At 60.9% G+C, this 20,486-nt stretch carries 18 protein-coding genes; 4 read left to right on the top strand and 14 right to left on the bottom strand.

Annotation, left to right across the window (positions count from 1 at the left end):
* Positions 1–11: 11 nt before the first annotated feature.
* The 5 genes from HJB84_RS06175 to HJB84_RS06155 all read right to left on the bottom strand — a co-directional run bounded on the left by HJB84_RS06175 (position 12) and on the right by HJB84_RS06155 (position 5,716).
* The gene (locus HJB84_RS06175; RefSeq protein WP_207582080.1) at positions 12–1,175 is read right to left on the bottom strand and encodes a mandelate racemase/muconate lactonizing enzyme family protein; all 1,164 of its coding nucleotides are present in this window, start codon (positions 1,173–1,175) and stop codon (positions 12–14) included.
* A 33-nt stretch (positions 1,176–1,208) separates the two neighbouring features.
* On the bottom strand, positions 1,209–2,306 hold the full coding sequence (locus HJB84_RS06170; RefSeq protein WP_207582081.1) for an ABC transporter ATP-binding protein: 1,098 nt from the start codon (positions 2,304–2,306) through the stop codon (positions 1,209–1,211).
* A gap of 11 nt (positions 2,307–2,317) precedes the next feature.
* Positions 2,318–3,208, bottom strand: a complete 891-nt coding sequence (locus HJB84_RS06165; protein WP_207582082.1) for a carbohydrate ABC transporter permease — start codon at positions 3,206–3,208, stop codon at positions 2,318–2,320.
* Positions 3,208–4,164 carry a carbohydrate ABC transporter permease gene (locus HJB84_RS06160; protein WP_207582083.1) on the bottom strand — a complete coding sequence of 319 codons (957 nt, stop codon included), beginning with the start codon at positions 4,162–4,164 and terminating at the stop codon, positions 3,208–3,210. Before HJB84_RS06160 ends, HJB84_RS06165 begins: the two co-directional genes overlap by 1 nt.
* Before the next feature lie 73 nt (positions 4,165–4,237).
* Positions 4,238–5,716 (bottom strand): sugar ABC transporter substrate-binding protein, encoded by a 1,479-nt coding sequence (locus HJB84_RS06155; protein ID WP_207582084.1) that lies wholly within the window; start codon positions 5,714–5,716, stop codon positions 4,238–4,240.
* A gap of 206 nt (positions 5,717–5,922) precedes the next feature.
* Here HJB84_RS06155 and HJB84_RS06150 point away from each other — a divergent pair, with 206 nt between their 5' ends.
* From HJB84_RS06150 to HJB84_RS06135, 4 genes are read left to right on the top strand one after another with little or no spacing between them, the layout of a single operon-like run.
* Positions 5,923–6,633 (top strand): GntR family transcriptional regulator, encoded by a 711-nt coding sequence (locus tag HJB84_RS06150; RefSeq protein ID WP_207582085.1) that lies wholly within the window; start codon positions 5,923–5,925, stop codon positions 6,631–6,633.
* Positions 6,634–6,681: 48 nt separating this feature from the next.
* The gene (locus HJB84_RS06145) at positions 6,682–7,848 is read left to right on the top strand and encodes a mandelate racemase/muconate lactonizing enzyme family protein (RefSeq protein WP_207582086.1); all 1,167 of its coding nucleotides are present in this window, start codon (positions 6,682–6,684) and stop codon (positions 7,846–7,848) included.
* Between the two features lie 51 nt (positions 7,849–7,899).
* Positions 7,900–9,261 carry a mandelate racemase/muconate lactonizing enzyme family protein gene (locus tag HJB84_RS06140; RefSeq protein ID WP_221115501.1) on the top strand — a complete coding sequence of 454 codons (1,362 nt, stop codon included), beginning with the start codon at positions 7,900–7,902 and terminating at the stop codon, positions 9,259–9,261.
* 17 nt (positions 9,262–9,278) lie between these two features.
* Positions 9,279–10,478 carry a mandelate racemase/muconate lactonizing enzyme family protein gene (locus HJB84_RS06135; RefSeq protein WP_221115500.1) on the top strand — a complete coding sequence of 400 codons (1,200 nt, stop codon included), beginning with the start codon at positions 9,279–9,281 and terminating at the stop codon, positions 10,476–10,478.
* A gap of 197 nt (positions 10,479–10,675) precedes the next feature.
* On the opposite strand, the gene lpdA is transcribed toward HJB84_RS06135, so the two are convergent.
* From lpdA to sucD, 9 genes are all read right to left on the bottom strand, one after another.
* Positions 10,676–12,082 carry a dihydrolipoyl dehydrogenase gene (lpdA, locus tag HJB84_RS06130; protein WP_221115499.1) on the bottom strand — a complete coding sequence of 469 codons (1,407 nt, stop codon included), beginning with the start codon at positions 12,080–12,082 and terminating at the stop codon, positions 10,676–10,678.
* A gap of 26 nt (positions 12,083–12,108) precedes the next feature.
* On the bottom strand, positions 12,109–12,747 hold the full coding sequence (locus HJB84_RS06125; protein ID WP_221115498.1) for a LysE family translocator: 639 nt from the start codon (positions 12,745–12,747) through the stop codon (positions 12,109–12,111).
* Positions 12,748–12,766: 19 nt separating this feature from the next.
* Positions 12,767–13,519, bottom strand: a complete 753-nt coding sequence (locus HJB84_RS06120) for an SDR family oxidoreductase (protein ID WP_221115497.1) — start codon at positions 13,517–13,519, stop codon at positions 12,767–12,769.
* Complete coding sequence (locus HJB84_RS06115; protein WP_221115496.1) at positions 13,516–14,046, bottom strand: hypothetical protein; 531 nt, start codon at positions 14,044–14,046, stop codon at positions 13,516–13,518. Before HJB84_RS06115 ends, HJB84_RS06120 begins: the two co-directional genes overlap by 4 nt.
* Complete coding sequence (locus tag HJB84_RS06110; protein ID WP_221115495.1) at positions 14,043–14,792, bottom strand: DUF4241 domain-containing protein; 750 nt, start codon at positions 14,790–14,792, stop codon at positions 14,043–14,045. Before HJB84_RS06110 ends, HJB84_RS06115 begins: the two co-directional genes overlap by 4 nt.
* A gap of 11 nt (positions 14,793–14,803) precedes the next feature.
* Positions 14,804–16,063 (bottom strand): 2-oxoglutarate dehydrogenase complex dihydrolipoyllysine-residue succinyltransferase, encoded by a 1,260-nt coding sequence (gene odhB, locus HJB84_RS06105; protein WP_221115494.1) that lies wholly within the window; start codon positions 16,061–16,063, stop codon positions 14,804–14,806.
* 40 nt (positions 16,064–16,103) lie between these two features.
* Positions 16,104–16,412, bottom strand: coding sequence for a YciI family protein (locus HJB84_RS06100; protein ID WP_221115493.1), 309 nt, complete (start codon positions 16,410–16,412; stop codon positions 16,104–16,106).
* A gap of 15 nt (positions 16,413–16,427) precedes the next feature.
* Positions 16,428–19,412 carry a 2-oxoglutarate dehydrogenase E1 component gene (locus tag HJB84_RS06095; RefSeq protein ID WP_207582096.1) on the bottom strand — a complete coding sequence of 995 codons (2,985 nt, stop codon included), beginning with the start codon at positions 19,410–19,412 and terminating at the stop codon, positions 16,428–16,430.
* A 170-nt stretch (positions 19,413–19,582) separates the two neighbouring features.
* On the bottom strand, positions 19,583–20,485 hold the full coding sequence (gene sucD / locus HJB84_RS06090; protein ID WP_221115492.1) for a succinate--CoA ligase subunit alpha: 903 nt from the start codon (positions 20,483–20,485) through the stop codon (positions 19,583–19,585).
* Position 20,486 lies beyond the last annotated feature (1 nt).

Genomic DNA, 20,486 nt, shown 5'->3' with positions numbered 1-20,486 from the left:
GGTGGATGAAACTACCAGTTGGTGACAGAACCGTCGCGGCGCTTCAGGTGAGGCGCTTCCCAGAAACGAAAGCTCTCCGCCTTGACCGCCTCTTCGTTGACCTCGACGCCGAGCCCCGGCAGATCGTTGACCGGATAGTCGGGACCGTCGAGCCGTGGTTGCACGGGGAAGAAGTCGGAATTATCGAAGCCCAGCTTCGCTTCGGGCGCCCTGGTCTCGAGCCAAGCGAAATTCGGTACCGCGGCGGCGAGATGGATGGTCGCGGCCGTGCAGACGGGGCCGAGGGGATTGTGCGGCATCAGGTCCACATAGTGCGCCTCGCTCCAACCAGCGACCTTCATCGCTTCGGTGAGCCCGCCAACATTGCAAACATCGAGCCGGTTGAATTGATGTATGCCACGCTCGATGTAGGGCAGGAATTGCCACTTGCTGGCAAATTCCTCGCCGATGGCGAACGGGATGTCGGTCATCGTGCGCAGGGATTCGTAGGCCTCGGGTGTCTCGTCTCGTATCGGCTCCTCAAGGAAATCAAGCACGCCACGGCCGAGCTTGTTACAGAAGCTCGCCGCTTCTGCCACCGACAGCCGATGATGGTAATCGATGCCGAGGACGACCTCGTCGCCCAGTGCCTGGCGCGCCTTGTTTAGCATAGCTGCGGTAGCGCCGATCGACTCCCGCGGCTCAAAGACGTCCTTGCTGTTTTGCCCGATGGGGAAGAAGCGGATCGCCTGCCACCCTTGTGCGCGTAGTTCGCGGGCTCGCTCGATGGCAACATCGCCCTCGGCCTCGTCACCGGTCGAGGCGAAGGTCGGAATGCGGTCGCGCTGTTTACCGCCCAGCAATTCGTAGGCCGGCACCCCCAGCGCCTTGCCCTTGATGTCGTGAAGGGCAATGTCGATGGCTGAAATCGCCGCCTGCAGAACGCGCCCTCCTTCGAAGTATTGGCTGCGATAAACTTCTTGCCAGATCCGACCAATCTGCATCGGGTCGCGGCCGATGAGAAACTCGCGATAGTGCTCGATCGCGCCGGCCACGGCCTTCTCGCGACCGCTCAAGCCGCTCTCGCCCCAGCCGAAGATGCCGTTGTCGGTCTCGACCTTGACCAGCATCTGGTTGCGCGTTCCTACCCATACTGGATAGGGCTTGATCGCCGTGATTTTAAGCTTCGTAGTCATCAACGCCCTCGTTTCACACACATCGGCTTGGTCTCAGTTGGCCTTGAGGGCCATTTCTGTTTCGCCGTCGAACAAATGCATCCGCTCTTGATCGAACTCGAGCCAAATCTGTTCGTCGGGCGCGACGGCAATGGTCGGCGGCACGCTGACATTGACGATGGCGCCGGACAGCAACGCCTGTACGAAGGTGACGTCCCCGGTCGGCTCCACCGTGTAGGCCTTTGCCGGGATGCTTCCAGGCATCGCACTCTTGTGCAGCTTGATCGTCGAGTGACGTGCGCCGAGGACGACTTTCTTGGTGGTTGCCCTGGCGACCTTCTGGGCGTTGTTTGGCGAGAGTTCGAGGCACCAGCCCTCCGCGCTGGTCAACACGGTGTTGCCGCTTGCCGTTGATGCTTCCAGCGGAACAAGGCTCATCGCCGGGCTGCCGACGAAGCTGGCGACGAACATGTTCACCGGATGGGCAAAGACCTGCGCCGGTGAATCGTATTGCTGCAGGTAGCCGCCATTCATCACCGCCATCCTGTCGGCCATCGTGACCGCTTCGAGCTGGTCGTGCGTCACGTAGATGATCGTTGCTTTGAGGTCCTGGTGGAAACGCTTGATCTCCGACCGCATCTGCACGCGCAGCTTTGCGTCGAGGTTGGAGAGTGGTTCATCCATCAGGAATACCGCTGGATCGCGAACGAGGGCACGGCCCAGCGCCACGCGCTGCTGTTGCCCGCCCGAAAGTTCGCGTGGCTTGCGCTCGAGCAGCTGCGTCATATCGAGCACGCGCGCTGCTTCCTTGACCCTCTTGTCGATCTCGTCCCTTGGCAGTTTGCGCATCTGCAACGGGAACGCCAGATTTTTGTAGACCGATTTCTGCGGATAGAGCGCGTAGTTCTGGAACACCATTGCGATGTCCCGGTCCTTGGGGTCGAGGTCGTTGACCACCCGGTCGCCGATGACGATGTCGCCGGATGTGATGGGGATGAGCCCTGCCACAAGATTGAGTGTGGTGGTCTTGCCGCAGCCTGAAGGGCCGACGAGCGCAACGAATTCGCCGTCGTTGACCGTCAGCGAAACATTGTTGACAGCTTTGAAGCTGCCATAGGTCTTGACCAGATCTTTGAGGACCACGTGGGCCACCGGCAACTCCCCTAGTGCTTGACTGCGCCTTCCGTGAGGGCGCGTACGAAGTATCGTTGCAGGACAAGGAACAGGACCACGACGGGCACGCTCATCATGAAGCTGGCCGCCATCAGACCCGGAAAGTCCGTTGTATTTTCCGAGAAGAAGCGCTGAATGCCGACCGGCAGCGTCAACTGATCGTTCTTGGAGAGGAAGGTGTAGGCGTAGATGTACTCGTTCCACGCGCCAATGAAGGAATAGATCGCCGTGGCGATAATTCCTGGCGCCGAGAGCGGCATCACGATCAGGAAAAAGGCCTGGAACCGCGTTGCCCCGTCGATGCGCGCCGCCTGCTCGAGTTGCACCGGGATATTGTCGTAGAAGCCCTTGAGGAGCCAGATTGCCAGCGGCAGGCCGAATGTGAGGTAGGTGAGGACGAGCGACCCATGCGTGTTCACCAGCCCGATCGCGCGCATCAGGATGAAGAGCGGCACGAGAAAGATCACTGCCGGGAACATGTTCCGAAGCAAGACGGCGAAGAACAGAAAGTTCCGGCCCGGGAAGGTGAAGCGTGAAAACGCGTAGGCCGCAGGAACTGCCACGATCACCGAAAGGATGGTCGTGGCGGTGGAGACGAAAAGGCTGTTCCAAAAGAAGCGCAGGAAGTCCTGGCCGACGCTGTTTTGCGGATCGAGCAGCTTTTGGTAGCTGGCGAGGGTGGGGTGGTCTGGCCACCATTGCGGCGGGAATTGCATGGCCGCGAAGCCGGACTTGATCGAGGTGATCAGCATCCAGATCATCGGTAATGCGGTGTAAAGCAGCATGAACACAAGGAAGATGCGTCCGCCCCACCGCCATCCATCGATGCGCATACGGCGACGCGCCCGGCCTCGATGAGCAGTCTCGGCAATCGTGCTCATCAACTCCCGTCCTTTTGCTCGTTGCCGCTCAGCGCACGGACGTAGAAGTAGCCGAGCGACATCAGGATCAGGAACAGCAGCACCGAATAGGCCGATGCCACTCCCCAGCGCTGGCGGCCGAAGGCGAGTTCATAAATATGGGTGATCCAGATATGCGATGCATTCGACGGCCCGCCGCCGGTCATGATCCAGGGGATGATGAAAGAATTGAAGTTGGCCACTGCCAGCAGAAGGATCGTCACAGTCGAGACGTTTCTCAAGTGCGGGAAGGTGACGTGCCAGAACCGCTGCCATGCATTGGCTCCGTCGACTTTTGCGGCGCGTAGCAACTGGTCGGGAACCGTCTGCAGGCCAGCCATCATCATGATCATGGCAAAGGGAAACTCTCGCCAGATATTGACGACGATCAGCGAGGGCAGCACCGTGCTGACGCTGTCGATGAAATTCGGCGGCCGGTCGGCCAATCCGAGGCCGACCAGCACCGCCCCAATGATCCCAAAGTCCGAATGGTAGATCCACTTCCAGATATAGGACGCGGCGACCGCGCTGATGACCCAGGGAATGATCAGGACGGCGCGCAGGATGCCACGGCCGACAAAGTCACGATGGAGCGCCAGGGCGCTGGCAAACCCCAGGACAAATGAGATGAAAGTGGATCCCAGTGTCCAGATAAGAGTGTTCGAGGTGACCTTCCAGAACACCGGACTTGTGAGGATGGAGATGTAGTTGTCGAGGCCGATGAAAATCTTGTCCCGCAGCTGCAGGCCAGGCGGTGTGTTGAAGAACGACAGTTCGATCGTGTAGTAGATAGGGTAGGCTATGACGATGAGCATCACGGCGATCGCAGGAAGCACGTACGCGTAGTCAGCGCGATGCTGCCAAATCTTTCGCAGCACGCCGGACCTATCGAGTTGCGGTCTTCGTCGAGCCTCGGCCTTGCCAGTCAAGATCGTCACAGTGCCGCGCCCTTATTCTTCGGAGCAAACCGGCTGCAATCGAGGCGCAGCCGGTCAGATCGTCTGGCTTGGACTAGAGTCCGCCGTCCATCAGGTCTTTTACCTTCTTGGCTGCGTCATCAGCCGCTTGGTCGACGGTCATGGCTCCGGTCAGGGCATTCTGCAGCATGTCCGGGACGATGATGTTCATGATCTCGGGGGACTGTGGCAGCGCCGGGAACGGGATGCCGTATGGAAGCATCGAGGTCGTGACATCAAGGAACTTGATACTATCAAGACGTTCCTTCATCCATTTGGTCTTGAAGCCGTTAAGGTTTCCCGGGTTCGAGCCGGCATAGGCCATCTTCAGCGACCATTCGGGGCTCGTCCACATGCAGATGATAGCCTTTGCAGCCGCCTCGTCTACCTTGCCGCCCTCGACATATTCGGGCTTCAGGATGTGAATGTTGGAGCCGCCAAACACGACGGCACGCTTGCCGTCGGGGCCAGTCGGAATCAGGCCGTAGCGCATGTTGTCGATTACGGTCTGCGCCTTGTCCTTGTCGGTATCCGTCGCCTTTTTCTGCAGGTCGAGCATGACGTTGTAGTCGGACGGGTGCGAGATCATCATGCCGAGCTGGCCAGCGAGGAAGAGCGGCTGGTTGTCGGCCTGCTGGTTGGTGAGCGCCGAAACCGGAACCGACTTGTCGCGAACATACATATCGTAGGAGGCTTGCAATGCCGCCTTGCTCTGCGGACTGTTGAGTTCGACCTCCTTATAGGTCGGGTTGGCGGTAGCTTCGTCGAAGACGCCACCACCATAGGCCCATAGCTGCGGCATGAAACGGTACGGCGTATTGCCGGCATTCTTGCGAGCCACGAGACCGTAACCGGCAATGCCGAGCTTGTCGTGGATCTGTTTGGAATCCTTGACGACGTCGTCCCAGGTTGCCGGAGCCTTATCCGGATCGAGGCCTGCACGCTTGAAGATGTCGGCGTTCCAGATGAACGCCATCGTCTCGTTGTTGGTGGGAATGCCGTAAGTCACCCCCTCCCAGGTTACAGCCTTCATTGCGCCCGGCCAGAAATCCTCGGTCGAATACCCTACATCCTCGGGTTTGAGCGGCTGCAAATAGCCCTTTGAGGCGAACTCGGTGCCGCCCAGGATTTGCAGGCGGACCGCCATGGGCGCAGCATTGCCAAGGAGCGCGGTCCGGAACTTGTCCAGCAGGTCATTATAGGTGAGGGCTTGTTCCTCAAGCTCGATGTTTGGATAGGTTTTGCGGAAGGTCTCGAAGAACTCCTTGTAATACTGGCGCAGGAGGTCGGGGTCGCCCTCGAACACGCCCTGATACCAGAAAGTCAGTCGCCCCTTATAGTCGAGCGGAGTGACCTTGGCGCAATCGGCCGCCGTGTCAAAATCCTGTGTGCCAGCAATCGAACGCACATATTGCGGCGACCACTTGCTCAAGTCGACCGACGCTCCGAGCGCCGACGCGGACATCAACGACATCATCAAAGCAGTGGAAACAGTGCCGCGCAGGACGGCACCACCGAATGAAATCCTCGACATAGGTATCCTCCAGGTTCTCCCATGCCGCTCTGCATCGAGGCGAGCGGTCTTTGCTCATTGGCTGCGGGTCGTTTTCAGCCAATGTATCTCTTTGGACAGATCATACGTTTTCAGATCGAAGATTGCCTGTCAACTGGAGAAATCGTACATTGTTTAGATAATCGTCGCGTGATATCGAAGCAATATATGTATTGATGGGGACAGCTTTGGCCGAAACAAGCGATTTTAAAGCGCAGCCACCCGAGGGGATCGACGCTATCGGGGCCTCCAGCGAGGGCGCCTCGCTTTATCAGTTGATCAGGGACGACATTATTGAAGGGCGGCTCGCTGCCAACGAACGGCTTGTCGTCACCGATCTCGCCCGGCGCCACGGCACCTCGACCAACCCGGTGCGAGAGGCTCTGCAACTATTGCGCGGGGAGGGCTTCGTCACCCTCGTTCCCAACCGCGGGGCGCGCGTCCGGCCCATAGATCAGGATTTTGTTCGGGACATCTACGAAATAGGAGTCTTGATCGAGCCGGCACTGACGCGATGGTTCGTGAATATGGCCACCGTCGAGGACATTGCTGAACTCGAACGCATCCAGGGCTTGATCGAAGAGAACAACTTCGCCGACACGTTCAGGCACAGCGAGCTGGACACCGCCTTTCACACCGTAATGTACCAAAGGCACTACAACCGCCATGCCGCCGAGCTTTGGTGGAAGCATCGCGAAGTGCTTCGAGCCGTGAGCCGGCGTTTCAACTTCACGCTCGCCCGGCGTGCCGCGATCCTTAGCGAGCATCGCGAGCTCATCGCGCATGTAAAAGCGGGAAATGCGAACGAGGCAGGCGAACTCATCGCACGCCATGTCGAGGGCTCCGGCCGGCACATCCTCGAACACATGCGTGCGCGAAACGCCGCTCGGGCAGGATAGAGGCCTCGAATATCGTTATCCCGACCACTTCAGATAAAGGCAGTTGAGATGAAAATCACCAGCGTTCGGCCGTGGCTGATCAAGTCCGATGCTTCTTATTGGGGAGAGTATCTGTTCGTCGAAGTGACGACCGACGAGGGGGTGAGCGGCTGGGGAGAAATCACCACCACGACAAGGCTCGCTAATCGCGCCCTCTGCACGATCCTGCGGCAGATCGGTGCCGCTGTGACAGGCGAGGACCCGGCGCGTATTGAGTATCTGTGGCACAAGATATTCCGCAGCTTCACCTACATGGGCAGTCGGGGTGCCGCAGTCGAATGCGTGAGCGCCATCGACATAGCCCTCTGGGATATCCGAGGCAAAGTCCTCGGTAAGCCGATTTACGAACTGTTGGGTGGACCGGTACGCGATGAAATTGCGCTCTACACCCATCCCAACCAGGCCAAATTTACCAGCAACGAGGCTGTGGTCCGCGAAATTCGAGACATTGTCGAGTCCGGCCACACGGCGCTCAAGTTCGATCCTTTCCCCCACCAAGGCCGCACCGCCGATGGACAGTTTCGCGAACAGCGGGACGGCTACCTCGATGGCAGCATGACCCGCAAAGATGAGCGCGAAGCCGCCGAACTCACTGCTCTGATCCGCGAAACGGCGGGCTCTGATGTCGACATCCTCATCGATGCGCACGGCCGGTTCGACGTTCCCACCGCCATTCGCCTTTGTCGAAGCCTCGAGGAAGCTGGTCAGATCGACTGGTTCGAGGAGCCCTGTCCACCGGAGAGCCTCAACGCTCTCAGACAGGTCCGTGAGAAGGTCAGCGCCGCTATCTCGTGGGGCGAACGCGGCCACACGAAGTGGGATTTCGTGCCGGTGCTCGAAAACAAGCTCGCTGACTACATCATGCCTGATGTCACATGGACCGGCGGCATTACCGAACTCAAGAAGATTTCTGCCCTATGCGAAGCCTACTACATCCCGGTCTCGCCGCATGACGCCGCAGGGCCGATCAATGTGGTTGCGGGAGCGCAGGTGATGATGACCGTTCCCAACTTCTACAAACTCGAAACGTCGGAGTGGAACCTGGGTAAATACGATCACCTCATCGACAGACCACTCGATGTTTCGAACGGTAGCCTCAAGCTTACGCCCAAGCCCGGTCTCGGCGTCGAAATGAACCGCGACTACCTTCAAAACCACGAGATAGAGCTGGACTAGCAACCCAGCGTGCACGGCGATGAGCCCAGCCGACCAAAACGAGGATAAATTATGCCAGAGGCAGATGGAGCCGACGAGGCGCTCAATCGGGTGAACACGCATTCCAAGCCGTCCGATCTTCGCATCACCGACATGCGGGTAGCCGAAATTGTCGGCGCGCCGTTCACCTCAGTGCTGCTTAAGATTTACACCAGCCAGGGCATCGTCGGGCTTGGCGAGGTGCGCGACGGCGCCAGCGCCACCTATGCGCTGATGCTGAAGAGCCGGTTGCTTGGCGAGAACCCTTGCGACATCGACCGCCTGTTTCGCCGGATCAAGCAGTTCGGCGGGCACGGACGGCAAGGCGGCGGCGTATCCGCGGTTGAAATCGCGTTGTGGGATCTTGCCGGCAAGGCCTATGGTGTCCCTATCTACCAGATGCTCGGCGGCCGGTTTCGGGAGAAAGTGCGCGTCTACTGCGATACCGACGCCACCGTGCCGAGCGGCACCGAGACCGGCAAGCGCCTCAAGCAGCGCATGGAACTCGGCTTCACCTTCCTCAAGATGGATTTGGGACTGATGCAGATCGCGGATGTGCCCGGAGCCGTCGTCTTTCCTGCCGGCTCATTGGAAGGATACCGCGACGGTCCCAGTCGCGGGCCGCTGAAGACCATTGAAGAGCGGCGTGTCCGCAACGCTGCGTACGATTTGCATAACGTCCAGCACCCGTTTACCGGCCTCCACTTTTCCGACAAGGGCCTCGACCTGCTTGAGCAATACATCGCCGAGGTTCGTGAGGTCATCGGCATGGATGTGCCGCTCGCCATCGATCATATCGGCCATATCTCGATGCAGAACGGCATTCGCCTCGCCCGGCGAATTGAAAAATACGTGCCGGCCTGGCTCGAAGATGTGATCCCATGGCAGTATACCGAGCAATACCGACAACTGCAGGACGCCACCACGGTGCCGATCTGCACTGGCGAGGACATATACCTCAAGGAGGGCTTCGAGCCTCTGCTCAACAGCGGCGGCGTCTCCGTTATCCACCCGGACCTGCTCACCAGTGGAGGCATCCTCGAAACCAAGAAGATTGGTGATATGGCGCAGGACCAGGGCGTCGCCATGGCCATCCATATGGCAGAAAGTCCAATCGCCGCAATGGCCGCGGCACATGTCGCGACCGCGACCGAAAATTTCATGGCGCTCGAATACCATTCCGCCGATGTCGACTGGTGGGACGATATCGTCACGGGCCTTCCCGGGCCGCTGGTGAAGAATGGCTTCATCACTGTTTCGGACAAGCCCGGCCTGGGGATTGACGACGTTGTCGACGAGGTGATCTCGCAGCATCTGCAGCCGGGCGTCACCGGCATTTGGCAGCCTACGGATCACTGGGACGATGAGTATTCCTGGGATCGCACCTGGAGCTGAGGCGAAAAGGAACGAAGATGAAGATCACTGATCTCCGCTGCGCCGTTATTGGCAAACACCCGATCGTGCGCATCGTTACGGACGAGGGCCTCTATGGCTTGGGCGAAGTCGAATTCACCAAGTCCTACCTCAAGCCCTTTGTGCTGCATTTCCACGAGGCGCTGGTCGGCGAGGATCCGACCGACGTCGAGAGAGTCATGCTGAAGATCCGCCAACGCGGCTCTTTCAAGCCGTACGGCGCGGCGGTGAGCGCTATCGAGCATGCGCTGTGGGATATTGCTGGCAAGGCCGCGGGCGTGCCCGCCTATAAACTGCTCGGCGGCAAGGTGCGGGACAAGGTGCGCGTCTACAACGGCTCAGTTCGCCAGAAGCGCACCGGCGACCGGCCGGAGGATTACGCCGCTGACGTCAAATGGATGATGGAGCAGCCGCAGAACTTCTTCATGGTCAAGCAAGGAATCTCGTTCCACTCCAACATGAAGGACACCATCGAGGGCTTCCACTACGGCGTGACGCAGAACAAGGCCGGCTATCACGGCGCCATGGATCAAGGCGTGATCAGCGAGCGCGGTTTCAATCACATGCTCGACTGCGTGATCGCGATGAAGGAGGTGCTAGGCGACAAAGTCAGCCTGGCGCTCGACTGCGGCCCGGGCTGGATGCTGCCCGATGCAATTAAGTTCGCTCGCGCGGTCGAGAAGTACAATTTGATGTGGCTCGAGGACATGCTGACCGGCGACTACGTGCCGTGGGTCAATCCGCAGGCCTACCGGGAACTGACAACCTCCACCTCGACGCCAATCCACACTGGTGAGCAGATCTACCTGCGGCACAATTTCAAAGAACTGATCGAGACGCAGGCGGTACGCGTCATCGGCCCCGATCCAGCCGACGTTGGCGGCATTGCCGAGCTCAAATGGGTCGCCGAGCATGCCTACATGCATTCGATCCTGATGGCACCGCACGGCACCGCTAACGGCCTGCTGGGCCTCGGCGCGTTGATCAATGTCTGCGCCACGTTGCCGGCAAATTACGTCGCGTTCGAATATCCGACCGCTTCCGACCCCTGGTGGGAGGATCTTGTCATCGGCTTGCCGCCGCAGATCGTGAAGGACAGCATGGTGGACCTACTGGAAGCGCCGGGGCTGGGCGTCGATATCGACGCTGAACGAGCCAGGAGATATCTCAGGGAAGAGGATGCAGGCTTTTTCGACTGAACCTCCCTCCACCTGCCGTGCCCATCTTGTCGGGCGCAGGGGAATAGGGTTGTCAAAATAAGCGGCATCGACCTGCAAGCAGGGAATGGCGGTTCGATGCCGCCTTTGCGCACCGCGTCGAAAGCGCTGAAGGTTTAGTCTAAAAAAGCCGCCCGCCTTCCGGCAAGCGGCTGTATGCTTTGTTACGATATGTAGGATTACATATGGATCGGCTTGAAGAAGGTCGCGAGCGCGGCCTCCTTCACCGCTTCCGACATGGTCGGATGCGCGTGGCAGGTACGGCCGAGATCTTCCGACGAGCCGCCGAACTCCATCAGCACGGTGATCTCGTGGATCATCTCGCCGGCGCCGAAGCCGACGATATGGCCGCCGAGCACCCGGTCGGTTTCCTTGTCGGCAAGGATCTTGACGAAACCGTCTGTCGCCAGCATCGCGCGGGCGCGGCCATTGGCCGTGAACGGGAACTTGCCGACCTTGTAGGCGATGCCCGCGGCCTTCAGTTCTTCCTCGGTCTTGCCGACCGAAGCGATCTCCGGCTGCGTGTAGACGACGCTCGGAATCACCTCGTAATTGACGTGCCCATGCTGGCCGGCGAGAATTTCGGCGAGCGCCACACCCTCGTCTTCCGCCTTGTGCGCCAGCATCGGACCCTTGACCACGTCGCCGATCGCATAGATGCCGGCGACATTGGTCTTGAAGTGACCGTCGATCTCGACGCGGCCGCGATTGTCAAGCGTAACACCGGCCTCTTCCAGGCCGAGACCCGCCGTATAGGGCTTGCGGCCGGTGGCGATTAGCACGACGTCGGCGTCGAGCGTCACCTTGTCACCGCCCTTGGCCGGCTCGAATGTGATCTTGGCGCACTTGTCGCCCTTTTCGACGCCGGTCACCTTGGCGCCGAGATGGAAATCGATGCCCTGCTTGGCGAGCATGCGCTGGAACTGTTTGGAGACTTCGCCGTCCATGCCGCCGAGAATGGTGTCGAGATATTCGACGACGGTGACCTTGGCGCCAAGCCGCGACCAGACCGAGCCGAGTTCGAGCCCGATGACGCCGCCGCCGACGACGATCAGAGTTTCCGGCACCTTTTCCAGCGCGATGCCGCCGGTGGACGAGATGATGGTCTTCTCATCGATCTCGACCTGCACGCCGGGAATGCCGGCAATGTCGGAGCCGGTGGCAATGACGATGTTCTTGCCTTCGATCTCCTGCACCTTGCCGTCGTCGGCGGTGACGGCAACCTTGCCTGCCGAGACGATCTTGCCGCTGCCCTGGAAGGCATCGATCTTGTTTTTCTTGAAGAGGAAGGCGACGCCGTCGACATTCGACTTCACCGTGGCGTCCTTGTGGGCCATCATATTGCCGAGGTTGAGCGTCGGCGCCGGGACGTCGATCCCGAGAGCGCTCATGCCGTGGCCGGCCTGATGGAACATTTCGGAGGCATGCAGCAGGGCCTTCGACGGAATGCAGCCGACGTTCAGGCAAGTGCCGCCATAGGTCGCGCGCTTTTCGACGACAGCGACCTTGAGGCCGAGCTGGGCTGCTTTGACGGCGCAGACATAGCCGCCCGGGCCGGTGCCGATAATGATCACATCGTAGGACATTGCTTCTTTCCCTTTGGATTTTTCGTTTAGTCGGCCGCGCGCGACAGCGCGAGGCGGAAGCCGAAGCCGACGAGCGCCGCTCCGGTGATGCGGTTGAACCATTTGCCGCTGGCAATGAAGCGGTCACGGATCGCCTTGACCGTGAAGAAATAGGAAACGCCGGCAAACCAAGCGATCAGCGCCGTCGCCATGCCGATGCCGTACGAGAACTGGATCAGCGCCGGCGTGTCGTGATGCACGAGCGTCGAAAACAGCGACAGGAAGAACAGCACCGGCTTCGGGTTCAGCGCATTGGTGATGAAACCCATGCCGAGGCATTTCAGCATCGAGACCGGCTTGCGATCCTCGGCCGTCACCTCGATCTCCTGCACCTTGAAGCCGGGGTCGCGGAACGACTTGATGCCGAGATAGACCAGATAGGCGACACCAGCCCATTTGATGACCGCAAACAGCATCAGCGATTTCGAGACGATCAGGCCGAGGCCGAGGATCGTGTAGCTGATATGAAAGAGCAGCGAGAAGCCCATGCCGAGCCCGGTCATGATGGCGGCGCGCCGCCCATGCACGATGCTCTGGCGCAAAATGACGGCGAAATCGGCCCCCGGCACGACGATGAAGATCGAGAAGACGGCCATAAGGCCGAGGAATTCGAGGATGTAAGGCATGCTGTTTTCGCCCTGTCTTTTAGCGGCCGCCGCTCACGTTAAGGATCGCGCCGGTTATATAGGAAGCCGAAGGGGATAGAAGATAGAGGATCGCATCCGCCACCTCCTCGGGCGTGCCGCTGCGCTGCATCGGGATCGATGGCGCCATTTCACGGGCCCGGTCCGGCAGCCCGCCGGATGCATGGAGATCGGTTTCGATGACGCCGGGCCTGATAGCGTTCACGCGGATGCCCTCGGCGGCGACCTCGCGCGAAAGCCCGATGGTGAACGTGTCGATCGCACCTTTCGAGGCGGCATAATCGACATATTGCGTTGGCGAACCGAGGATCGCCGCCATCGACGAGACGTTGACGATCGCGCCGCCCCGCCCACTATAGCGGCTCGACATGCGGCGCACGGCCTCTGCGGCGCAGAGCATGGAGCCGGTTACATTGATGCGCATCATGCGTTCGATCCGCTCTGCCGCCATCTCGTCGACGCGCTGCGGATAGTCGACGACGCCGGCATTGTTGACGAGCCCGTCGAGCCGGCCGAAATGCCGATCGACCGCTGCAAACATCGCGACGATATCCGCAGCCTTGCCGACATCGCCCGCAATCGCCACGGCATCGCCGCCGTCTTCGGCAATCGCTGCAACGACGGCATCGGCGGCTTTGCGGTTGGAAGCGTAATTCACCGCAACACGCCAGCCCTGGCGCGCGGCGAGCCGCGAGACGGCCGCGCCGATGCCCCGGCTTCCGCCGGTCACGAGAACAACCGGTGCATTACTCATATCGCGCACTCCTTGAATGTCAGCACGTCCCAGGGCGCCAAGGTAGCCTTGCCCTCGCCCCAGGCGCTGGATTGGCGGATGGCGGGACCGAGACCGGGGAACACGAGCTTTTCGGCCGCCGCGGCACCTTCCGGCTGCAGATTGTCCATCTCGCCCTTGGCATCCATGCCATAGACGGCGCCTTGCCAGACGGTGCAGGCATTAAGATCGGCACCGGTCGCGTCACCCTCGGGGCAATTGAACATCAAGATGCCGATGGCGCGCACCGGATCTTCCGACGGCATGACATAGCCTTCCATCACCACCGGCGTCTTGAGAGCACTGACCTTGAACTGGTTGCTCGCCGCGGCCGACTGTGAATTCAGCGGGGCAAAGCGCAACTCGTATGCCCCGTCGCGATCGACGTAAATGGCCTGTTCCTGCTTGCAGGCGGCGCTGAGCGTCGATAACGGAACGGCGAAAAACGCGGCGGCTGCGATCGCAGCCATGCCTTTCCGTTTCGCCGTGATCCCAATCCTCCTGCTCATTGCAGCTTCGGCTCCTTCCGCCCGTCGGCATTCTCGACAACGCTGAAATCCGTCAGCAGCACCAGCGCCCGGCCATCGCGATCGAGCCCCCAGAAAACCGGATAGAAGCCGTCGCCCCAACCGCTCCAGAATATCGCGACATTGCCCTTCTTGCCGGCGACCGGCCGGTGCAGCGCGTAACTGCCCTTGTTGGCGTCGAGGTCGGATGCCAGCACGTCGTCGTAATAATTGATGTCGGCGTCAGGCTTTTGCGCCTGCACCTGCGCTTCACGTTCTCCGATCAGACCAAGCGTCTCGGCATCCATGTAACAGCCGAGGCCGGCATCGACGGGGTAACCGAAGATCTCGCCGTCCTTCAGTGTCGCTACATCCTGCCCGGGCAGGACCGCAAGCTCCCAGTGATCCGGCTTGCCCGCGGCAAACCGCATGCTGGCGGCCGCGATGCGTCCGAAGGCCTGGTAGAGTGTCACCGGATATTCGCCCTGCGCAACCGTTCTTGCCAGCGCCGGACGATCGGGCTGAGCGAGCGGATCGGCCGCAACGATGCGCCCCGAGGTCAGCTCGACATTGCCCATATGGATCACGCCGATCGACCGGCCGGAGAGTTCGGCGTCGCTGAGCGCCACCAGTTCGAAATTGCTGCTTGCCTTGCTGATATCTAAGCCGGCCGCCGTTGCTGAAACCGGGACATGCGCGGCGGCAGCGCAGAGAAGAAGACGCGCCGCTCGCATGATCCGGTTTCGCATGGAAAGCTCCCTTAAAGATCGAGAACCAGACGTTCCGGATCTTCCAGGCTTTCCTTGACGCGCACGAGGAAGGTGACCGCTTCCTTGCCGTCGACGATGCGGTGATCGTAGGACAGCGCCAGATACATCATCGGACGGATAACCACCTGGCCGCCGATCGCCACCGGACGCTCCTGGATCTTGTGCATGCCGAGAATGCCGGACTGCGGCGCATTGAGGATCGGCGAGGACATCAGCGAACCGTAGACGCCGCCATTGGTGATGGTGAAGGTGCCGCCCTGCATGTCGGCCATGGAGAGCGAGCCGTCACGGGCTGCCTTGGCAAGACGGCCGAGTTCCTTCTCGATTTCGGCGATCGACATCTGGTCGGCGTCACGGATGACGGGAACGACGAGGCCCTTGTCGGTGCCGACGGCCATGCCGACATGGCAATAGTTCTTGTAGATGAGGTCGGTGCCGTCGATCTCGGCGTTGACCGCCGGCAATTCCTTCAGCGCATGCGTCACCGCCTTGGTGAAGAAGCCCATGAAGCCGAGCTTGACGCCATGCTTCTTCTCGAAAATATCCTTGTACTTGTTGCGCAGGTCCATGACCGCCTTCATGTCCACCTCATTGTAGGTGGTCAGCATCGCGGCGGTGTTCTGCGCATCCTTCAGGCGCTTGGCGATCGTCTGGCGCAGGCGCGTCATCTTCACGCGCTCTTCGCGCGAGGCATCCTCGACCGTCGACGGGCCGCGCGGGGCGGCAGGCGTTGCAGCCGGTGCTGCCGCCGGAGCCGAAATGCCCTTGGCGACGGCAGCGATGACATCGCCCTTCACCACCTGGCCGCGCTTGCCGCTGCCATCGACCTGATCGGCCGAAATGTTGTTTTCAGCAAGCATCTTCGAAGCCGCCGGTGCCGGCGGCATGGTGGAGACGGAAGCGCTCGACGATGCGGCAGCAGCGGCAACCGGCGCCGGCTGAGCAGGAGCAGCCGCGGCTGGCAGGACAGGAGCGGCGGCCGGTGCCGCAGCAGCGGGCGCGGCAGCAGCAGCACCTTCGGCGATCTGGCCGAGCAGCGCGCCGAGGCCGACGGTCTCGCCGGCGGCGACAACGATTTCCGAAAGCGTACCGGAGGTCGGCGCTGGAACTTCGATGGTCACCTTGTCGGTTTCAAGCTCGAGAATCGGCTCGTCGGCCTTGATGGCGTCGCCGACCTTCTTGAACCAGGTGCCGACGGTTGCCTCGCTGACGGATTCACCGAGAGTTGGAACGCGGATTTCTGTGGCCATTGTTCAGATCCTGATTTCGTGTGTGTTCGTTTAATGCGTTTCAGACGGCGGGCGGCCGCAAGATGATCGAGGGCATCGGCAGGATATCAAAACGGAAACCGAAACCGGAAGCGATGATCGGATCGCTGTCGGCAAGAACCTGTGCCGCCGCTTGATCCTCGACTTCGACGATCGCCATGCCGAAGGCGCCTTCGCCCTCAAACACCGGACCGACGACGATCGCCGATCCCGCAAGGGCGTGCCGGTGCCAGTATTCGACATGGCGTTTCATCGCCGCCATTTCCTCTCCGGTCCCGTCATGCGGGAAAGTGGGGCGCGGCGGCAGCAGTCTCAGAAAGAAATAAGCCACTGCGCCCCCCTTGTGTTAACCGCCCAATGCATCCTCGAGGAATGCGGCGAGCTGCGACAGATGCTTTGACATCAGGCCCGTCGCCGGCGAGGCGGCGGCCGGACGGCCGGTATAACGGACGCGCTGATACTTTGCATCGATATGGGCAAGCACCCATTCGAGGAAGGGGTCGATGAACGACCATGCGCCCATGTTCTTCGGCTCTTCCTGGCACCAGACCATCTCGGCATTGCGGAAGCGCGACAGCTCGTTGATCAGCGCCTTTGCCGGGAACGGATAGAGCTGTTCGACACGCAAGAGATAGATGTCGTCGATGCCGCGCTTTTCACGCTCTTCGAGAAGATCGTAATAGACCTTGCCGGAGCACATGACGACACGGCGGATCTTGTTGTCCTTCTGCAGCTTGATCGGGCCGTCCTTGATCACTTCGGCATCGTCCCAGAGCAGGCGATGGAAGGCGGATTCTCCGGCCATTTCGGCAAGCGTCGAGACTGCCCGCTTGTGGCGCAGCAGCGACTTCGGCGTCATCAGGACCAGCGGCTTGCGGAAGTCGCGCTTCAGCTGCCGGCGCAGGATGTGGAAGTAGTTCGCCGGCGTCGTGACGTTGGCGACCTGCATGTTATCCTCCGCGCAAAGCTGCAGGAAACGCTCGAGGCGGGCCGAGGAGTGTTCCGGACCTTGGCCCTCATAGCCATGCGGCAAGAGGCAGACGAGGCCCGACATGCGCAGCCATTTGCGTTCGCCCGACGAGATGAACTGGTCGAAGACCACCTGCGCACCGTTGGCAAAATCGCCGAACTGCGCTTCCCAGAGCGTCAACGCATTCGGGCGGGCAAGCGAGTAGCCATATTCGAAACCGAGCACGGCCTCTTCCGAAAGCATCGAATTGATGACTTCGTAGCGACCCTGCGTTGGCGAGAGATTGGCGAGCGGGATATAGCGTTCCTCGGTTTCCTGATCGTAGAGAACGGAGTGGCGCTGCGAGAAGGTGCCGCGTTCGCAATCCTGGCCGGACAAGCGGATCTTGCTGCCTTCGACGCAGAGTGCCCCGAAGGAGAGCGCTTCAGCCATCGCCCAGTCGATACCTTCGCCGGTGGCGATCATATTGGCGCGGTTTTCCATGAAGCGCTGGATCGTGCGGTGTGCAGTGAAGCCCGCCGGAATCTCCGAGAGCTTGCGGCCGATATCCTTCAGCGTCTTCATCGGCACGGCGGTCTTTCCGCGGCGCTGCTCGTCGGCATTGTCGGCCGCGCGCAGGCCCGACCACTCGCCGTCAAGCCAGTCGGCCTTGTTCGGCTTGTAGTGCTGGCCGGCCTCGAACTCCTGTTCGAGATGGGCGCGCCAGTCGGCCTTCATCTTCTCGACTTCACCTTCGGTGAGCAGGCCCTCGGCGACCAGGCGCGCCGCATAGATCTGCAGCACGGTCTTGTGGCCGCGGATCACCTTGTACATCTTCGGCTGCGTGAAGGACGGTTCGTCGCCTTCATTGTGGCCGTAGCGGCGATAGCAGAACAGGTCGAGCACGACCGGCTTGTGGAACTTCATGCGGAATTCGGTCGCGATCTTGGCCGCATAGACCACCGCTTCCGGATCGTCGCCGTTGACGTGGAAGATCGGCGCCTCGATCATCTTGGCGACGTCGGACGGATAGGGCGACGAACGCGAGAAGGCGGGGTTCGTCGTGAAGCCGATCTGGTTGTTGATGATGACGTGCATGGTGCCGGCGACGCGGTGGCCGCGCAGGCCGGAAAGGCCGAGGATTTCGGCAATGACGCCCTGGCCGGCGAAGGCTGCGTCGCCATGGATCAGAAGCGGCAGAACCTTGGCACGCTCGGAAAGCGGAATGATGTCGCCGTCCCAGACGGTAGCATTCATGTCCTGCTTGGCGCGGACCTTGCCCATGACGACGGGATCGACGATTTCAAGATGCGACGGGTTGGCTGTCAGCGAGACATGCACCTTGTTGCCGTCGAATTCGCGGTCTGAGGAGGCCCCGAGATGATACTTGACGTCGCCCGAGCCTTCGACTTCGTCGGGTGCGGCCGAGCCGCCCTTGAACTCGTGGAAGATCGCCCGGTGTGGCTTTCCCATGACCTGCGAGAGCACGTTGAGCCGGCCGCGATGGGCCATGCCGAACACGGCTTCCTTGAGGCCGAGATGGCCACCGCGCTTGAGGATCTGCTCGAGCGCCGGGATCAGCGATTCGCCGCCGTCGAGGCCGAAACGCTTGGTGCCCTTGAACTTGACGTCAAGGAACTGTTCGTAGCCTTCGGCTTCGGCGAGCTTGGCGAGGATTGCCTTCTTGCCTTCAGGCGAGAAAGCGACGCCCTTGTCCGGCCCTTCGATACGCTCCTGGATCCAGGCCTTCTCTTCCGGATTGGAGATATGCATGAATTCGACGCCGAGCGTCGAGCAATAGGTGCGCTCGAGGATATCGATCATCTCGCGGATGGTCGCGTATTCCAAGCCGAGCACGTTGTCGATGAAGATCCTGCGGTCGTAATCGGCGGCCGTGAAGCCGTAATTCTCCGGCGACAGCTCGCGATAGTCGTCGACGGGAGCGGCGATGCCGAGCGGGTCGAGCTTGGCATGCAGGTGGCCGCGCATGCGGTAGGCGCGGATCATCATGATGGCGCGCACGGAATCGCGCGTCGCCTGCAGCACGTCGGTGCTGTCGGCAGGCTTGCCCTCGGCTTCGGCCTTGGCCTTGACCTTGGTCTCGATAACCTTCTCGACGATACCCCAGTCGCCGTCGAGAGCCGACACCAGATCGCCGCCGGCCGCCAGCGGCCAGTTCTTCCTTCGCCAGGAAGCCCCCTTGGCCGCCCTCTTCACATCGCTGGGATCCTCCTCCAGCGCCTTGAAGAAGGTCCGCCACTGATCGTCGACCGACGCGGGGTCCTCTTCGTAGCGCGCATGCAGCTGCTCGATATAGGCAGCGTTGGCGCCATCCAGAAACGAGGTGATCTGAAACTGCTCGTTGGCTTCTTGCCGTGCCATGGTGATATGCGGACGCTGCCGCCCGCCTCCTGACTTTGATGAATTTGCCGGCTTGCTCGCCGGCTGCCGCATTCCGATTGCCGCCTGTCTGCGGCGCATCTGCATGTCTCGTGCCGTCAAGACCGGGCGGAAGGCGCAGATGCCGCTCCTCCGCCCGGGTATAAGTTGGTTTAGCCCTTGAGGACTTCAACCAGCGTCTTGCCGAGGCGGGCCGGAGACGGCGACACCTTGATGCCTGCCGATTCCATCGCCGCGATCTTCGATTCCGCATCGCCCTTGCCGCCGGAAACCACAGCGCCGGCATGGCCCATGGTGCGGCCCTTCGGCGCCGTGCGGCCGGCAATGAAGCCAGCCATGGGCTTGCTGCGGCCCTTCTTGGCTTCATCCTTGAGGAACTGCGCAGCATCTTCCTCTGCCGAACCGCCGATTTCGCCGATCATGATGATCGACTGGGTGGCTTGGTCGGCCAGGAACATTTCCAGGACGTCGATGAATTCGGTGCCCTTGACCGGGTCGCCGCCGATGCCGACGGCCGTGGTCTGGCCGAGGCCTTCGTTGGAGGTCTGAAACACGGCTTCATAGGTCAGCGTGCCCGAGCGGGACACGATACCGACCGAGCCCTTGCGGAAGATGGAACCCGGCATGATGCCAATCTTGCATTCTTCCGGCGTCATGATGCCTGGGCAGTTCGGGCCGAGCAGGCGCGACTTGGAGCGGTCGAGGCGAGCCTTGACGCGAACCATGTCCATGACCGGGATGCCTTCGGTAATGCAGGTGATGAACGGGATCTCGGCATCGATCGCCTCGATGATCGCGTCGGCGGCACCGGCCGGCGGAACATAGATGACGGACGCGTCGGCGCCGGTCTTTTCCTTGCCCTCGGCAACGGTTGCGAAGATCGGCAGGTTTTCGCCCTTTGCGCCGGTCCAGGTTTCGCCGCCCTTCTTCGGGTGGATACCGCCGACCATCTGCGTGCCGTAATAGGCGAGCGCCTGTTCGGTGTGGAACGTTCCGGTCTTGCCGGTCAGACCCTGAACGAGGATCTTGGTGTCTTTATTGACGAAAATAGACATG

It is taken from the genome of Rhizobium sp. NZLR1b (assembly GCF_019685155.1).
Classification (GTDB): Bacteria; Pseudomonadota; Alphaproteobacteria; order Rhizobiales; family Rhizobiaceae; genus Rhizobium.
The sequence above is the reverse complement of the archived record's forward strand: the minus strand, read 5'-3'. Positions and strand labels throughout refer to the sequence as shown.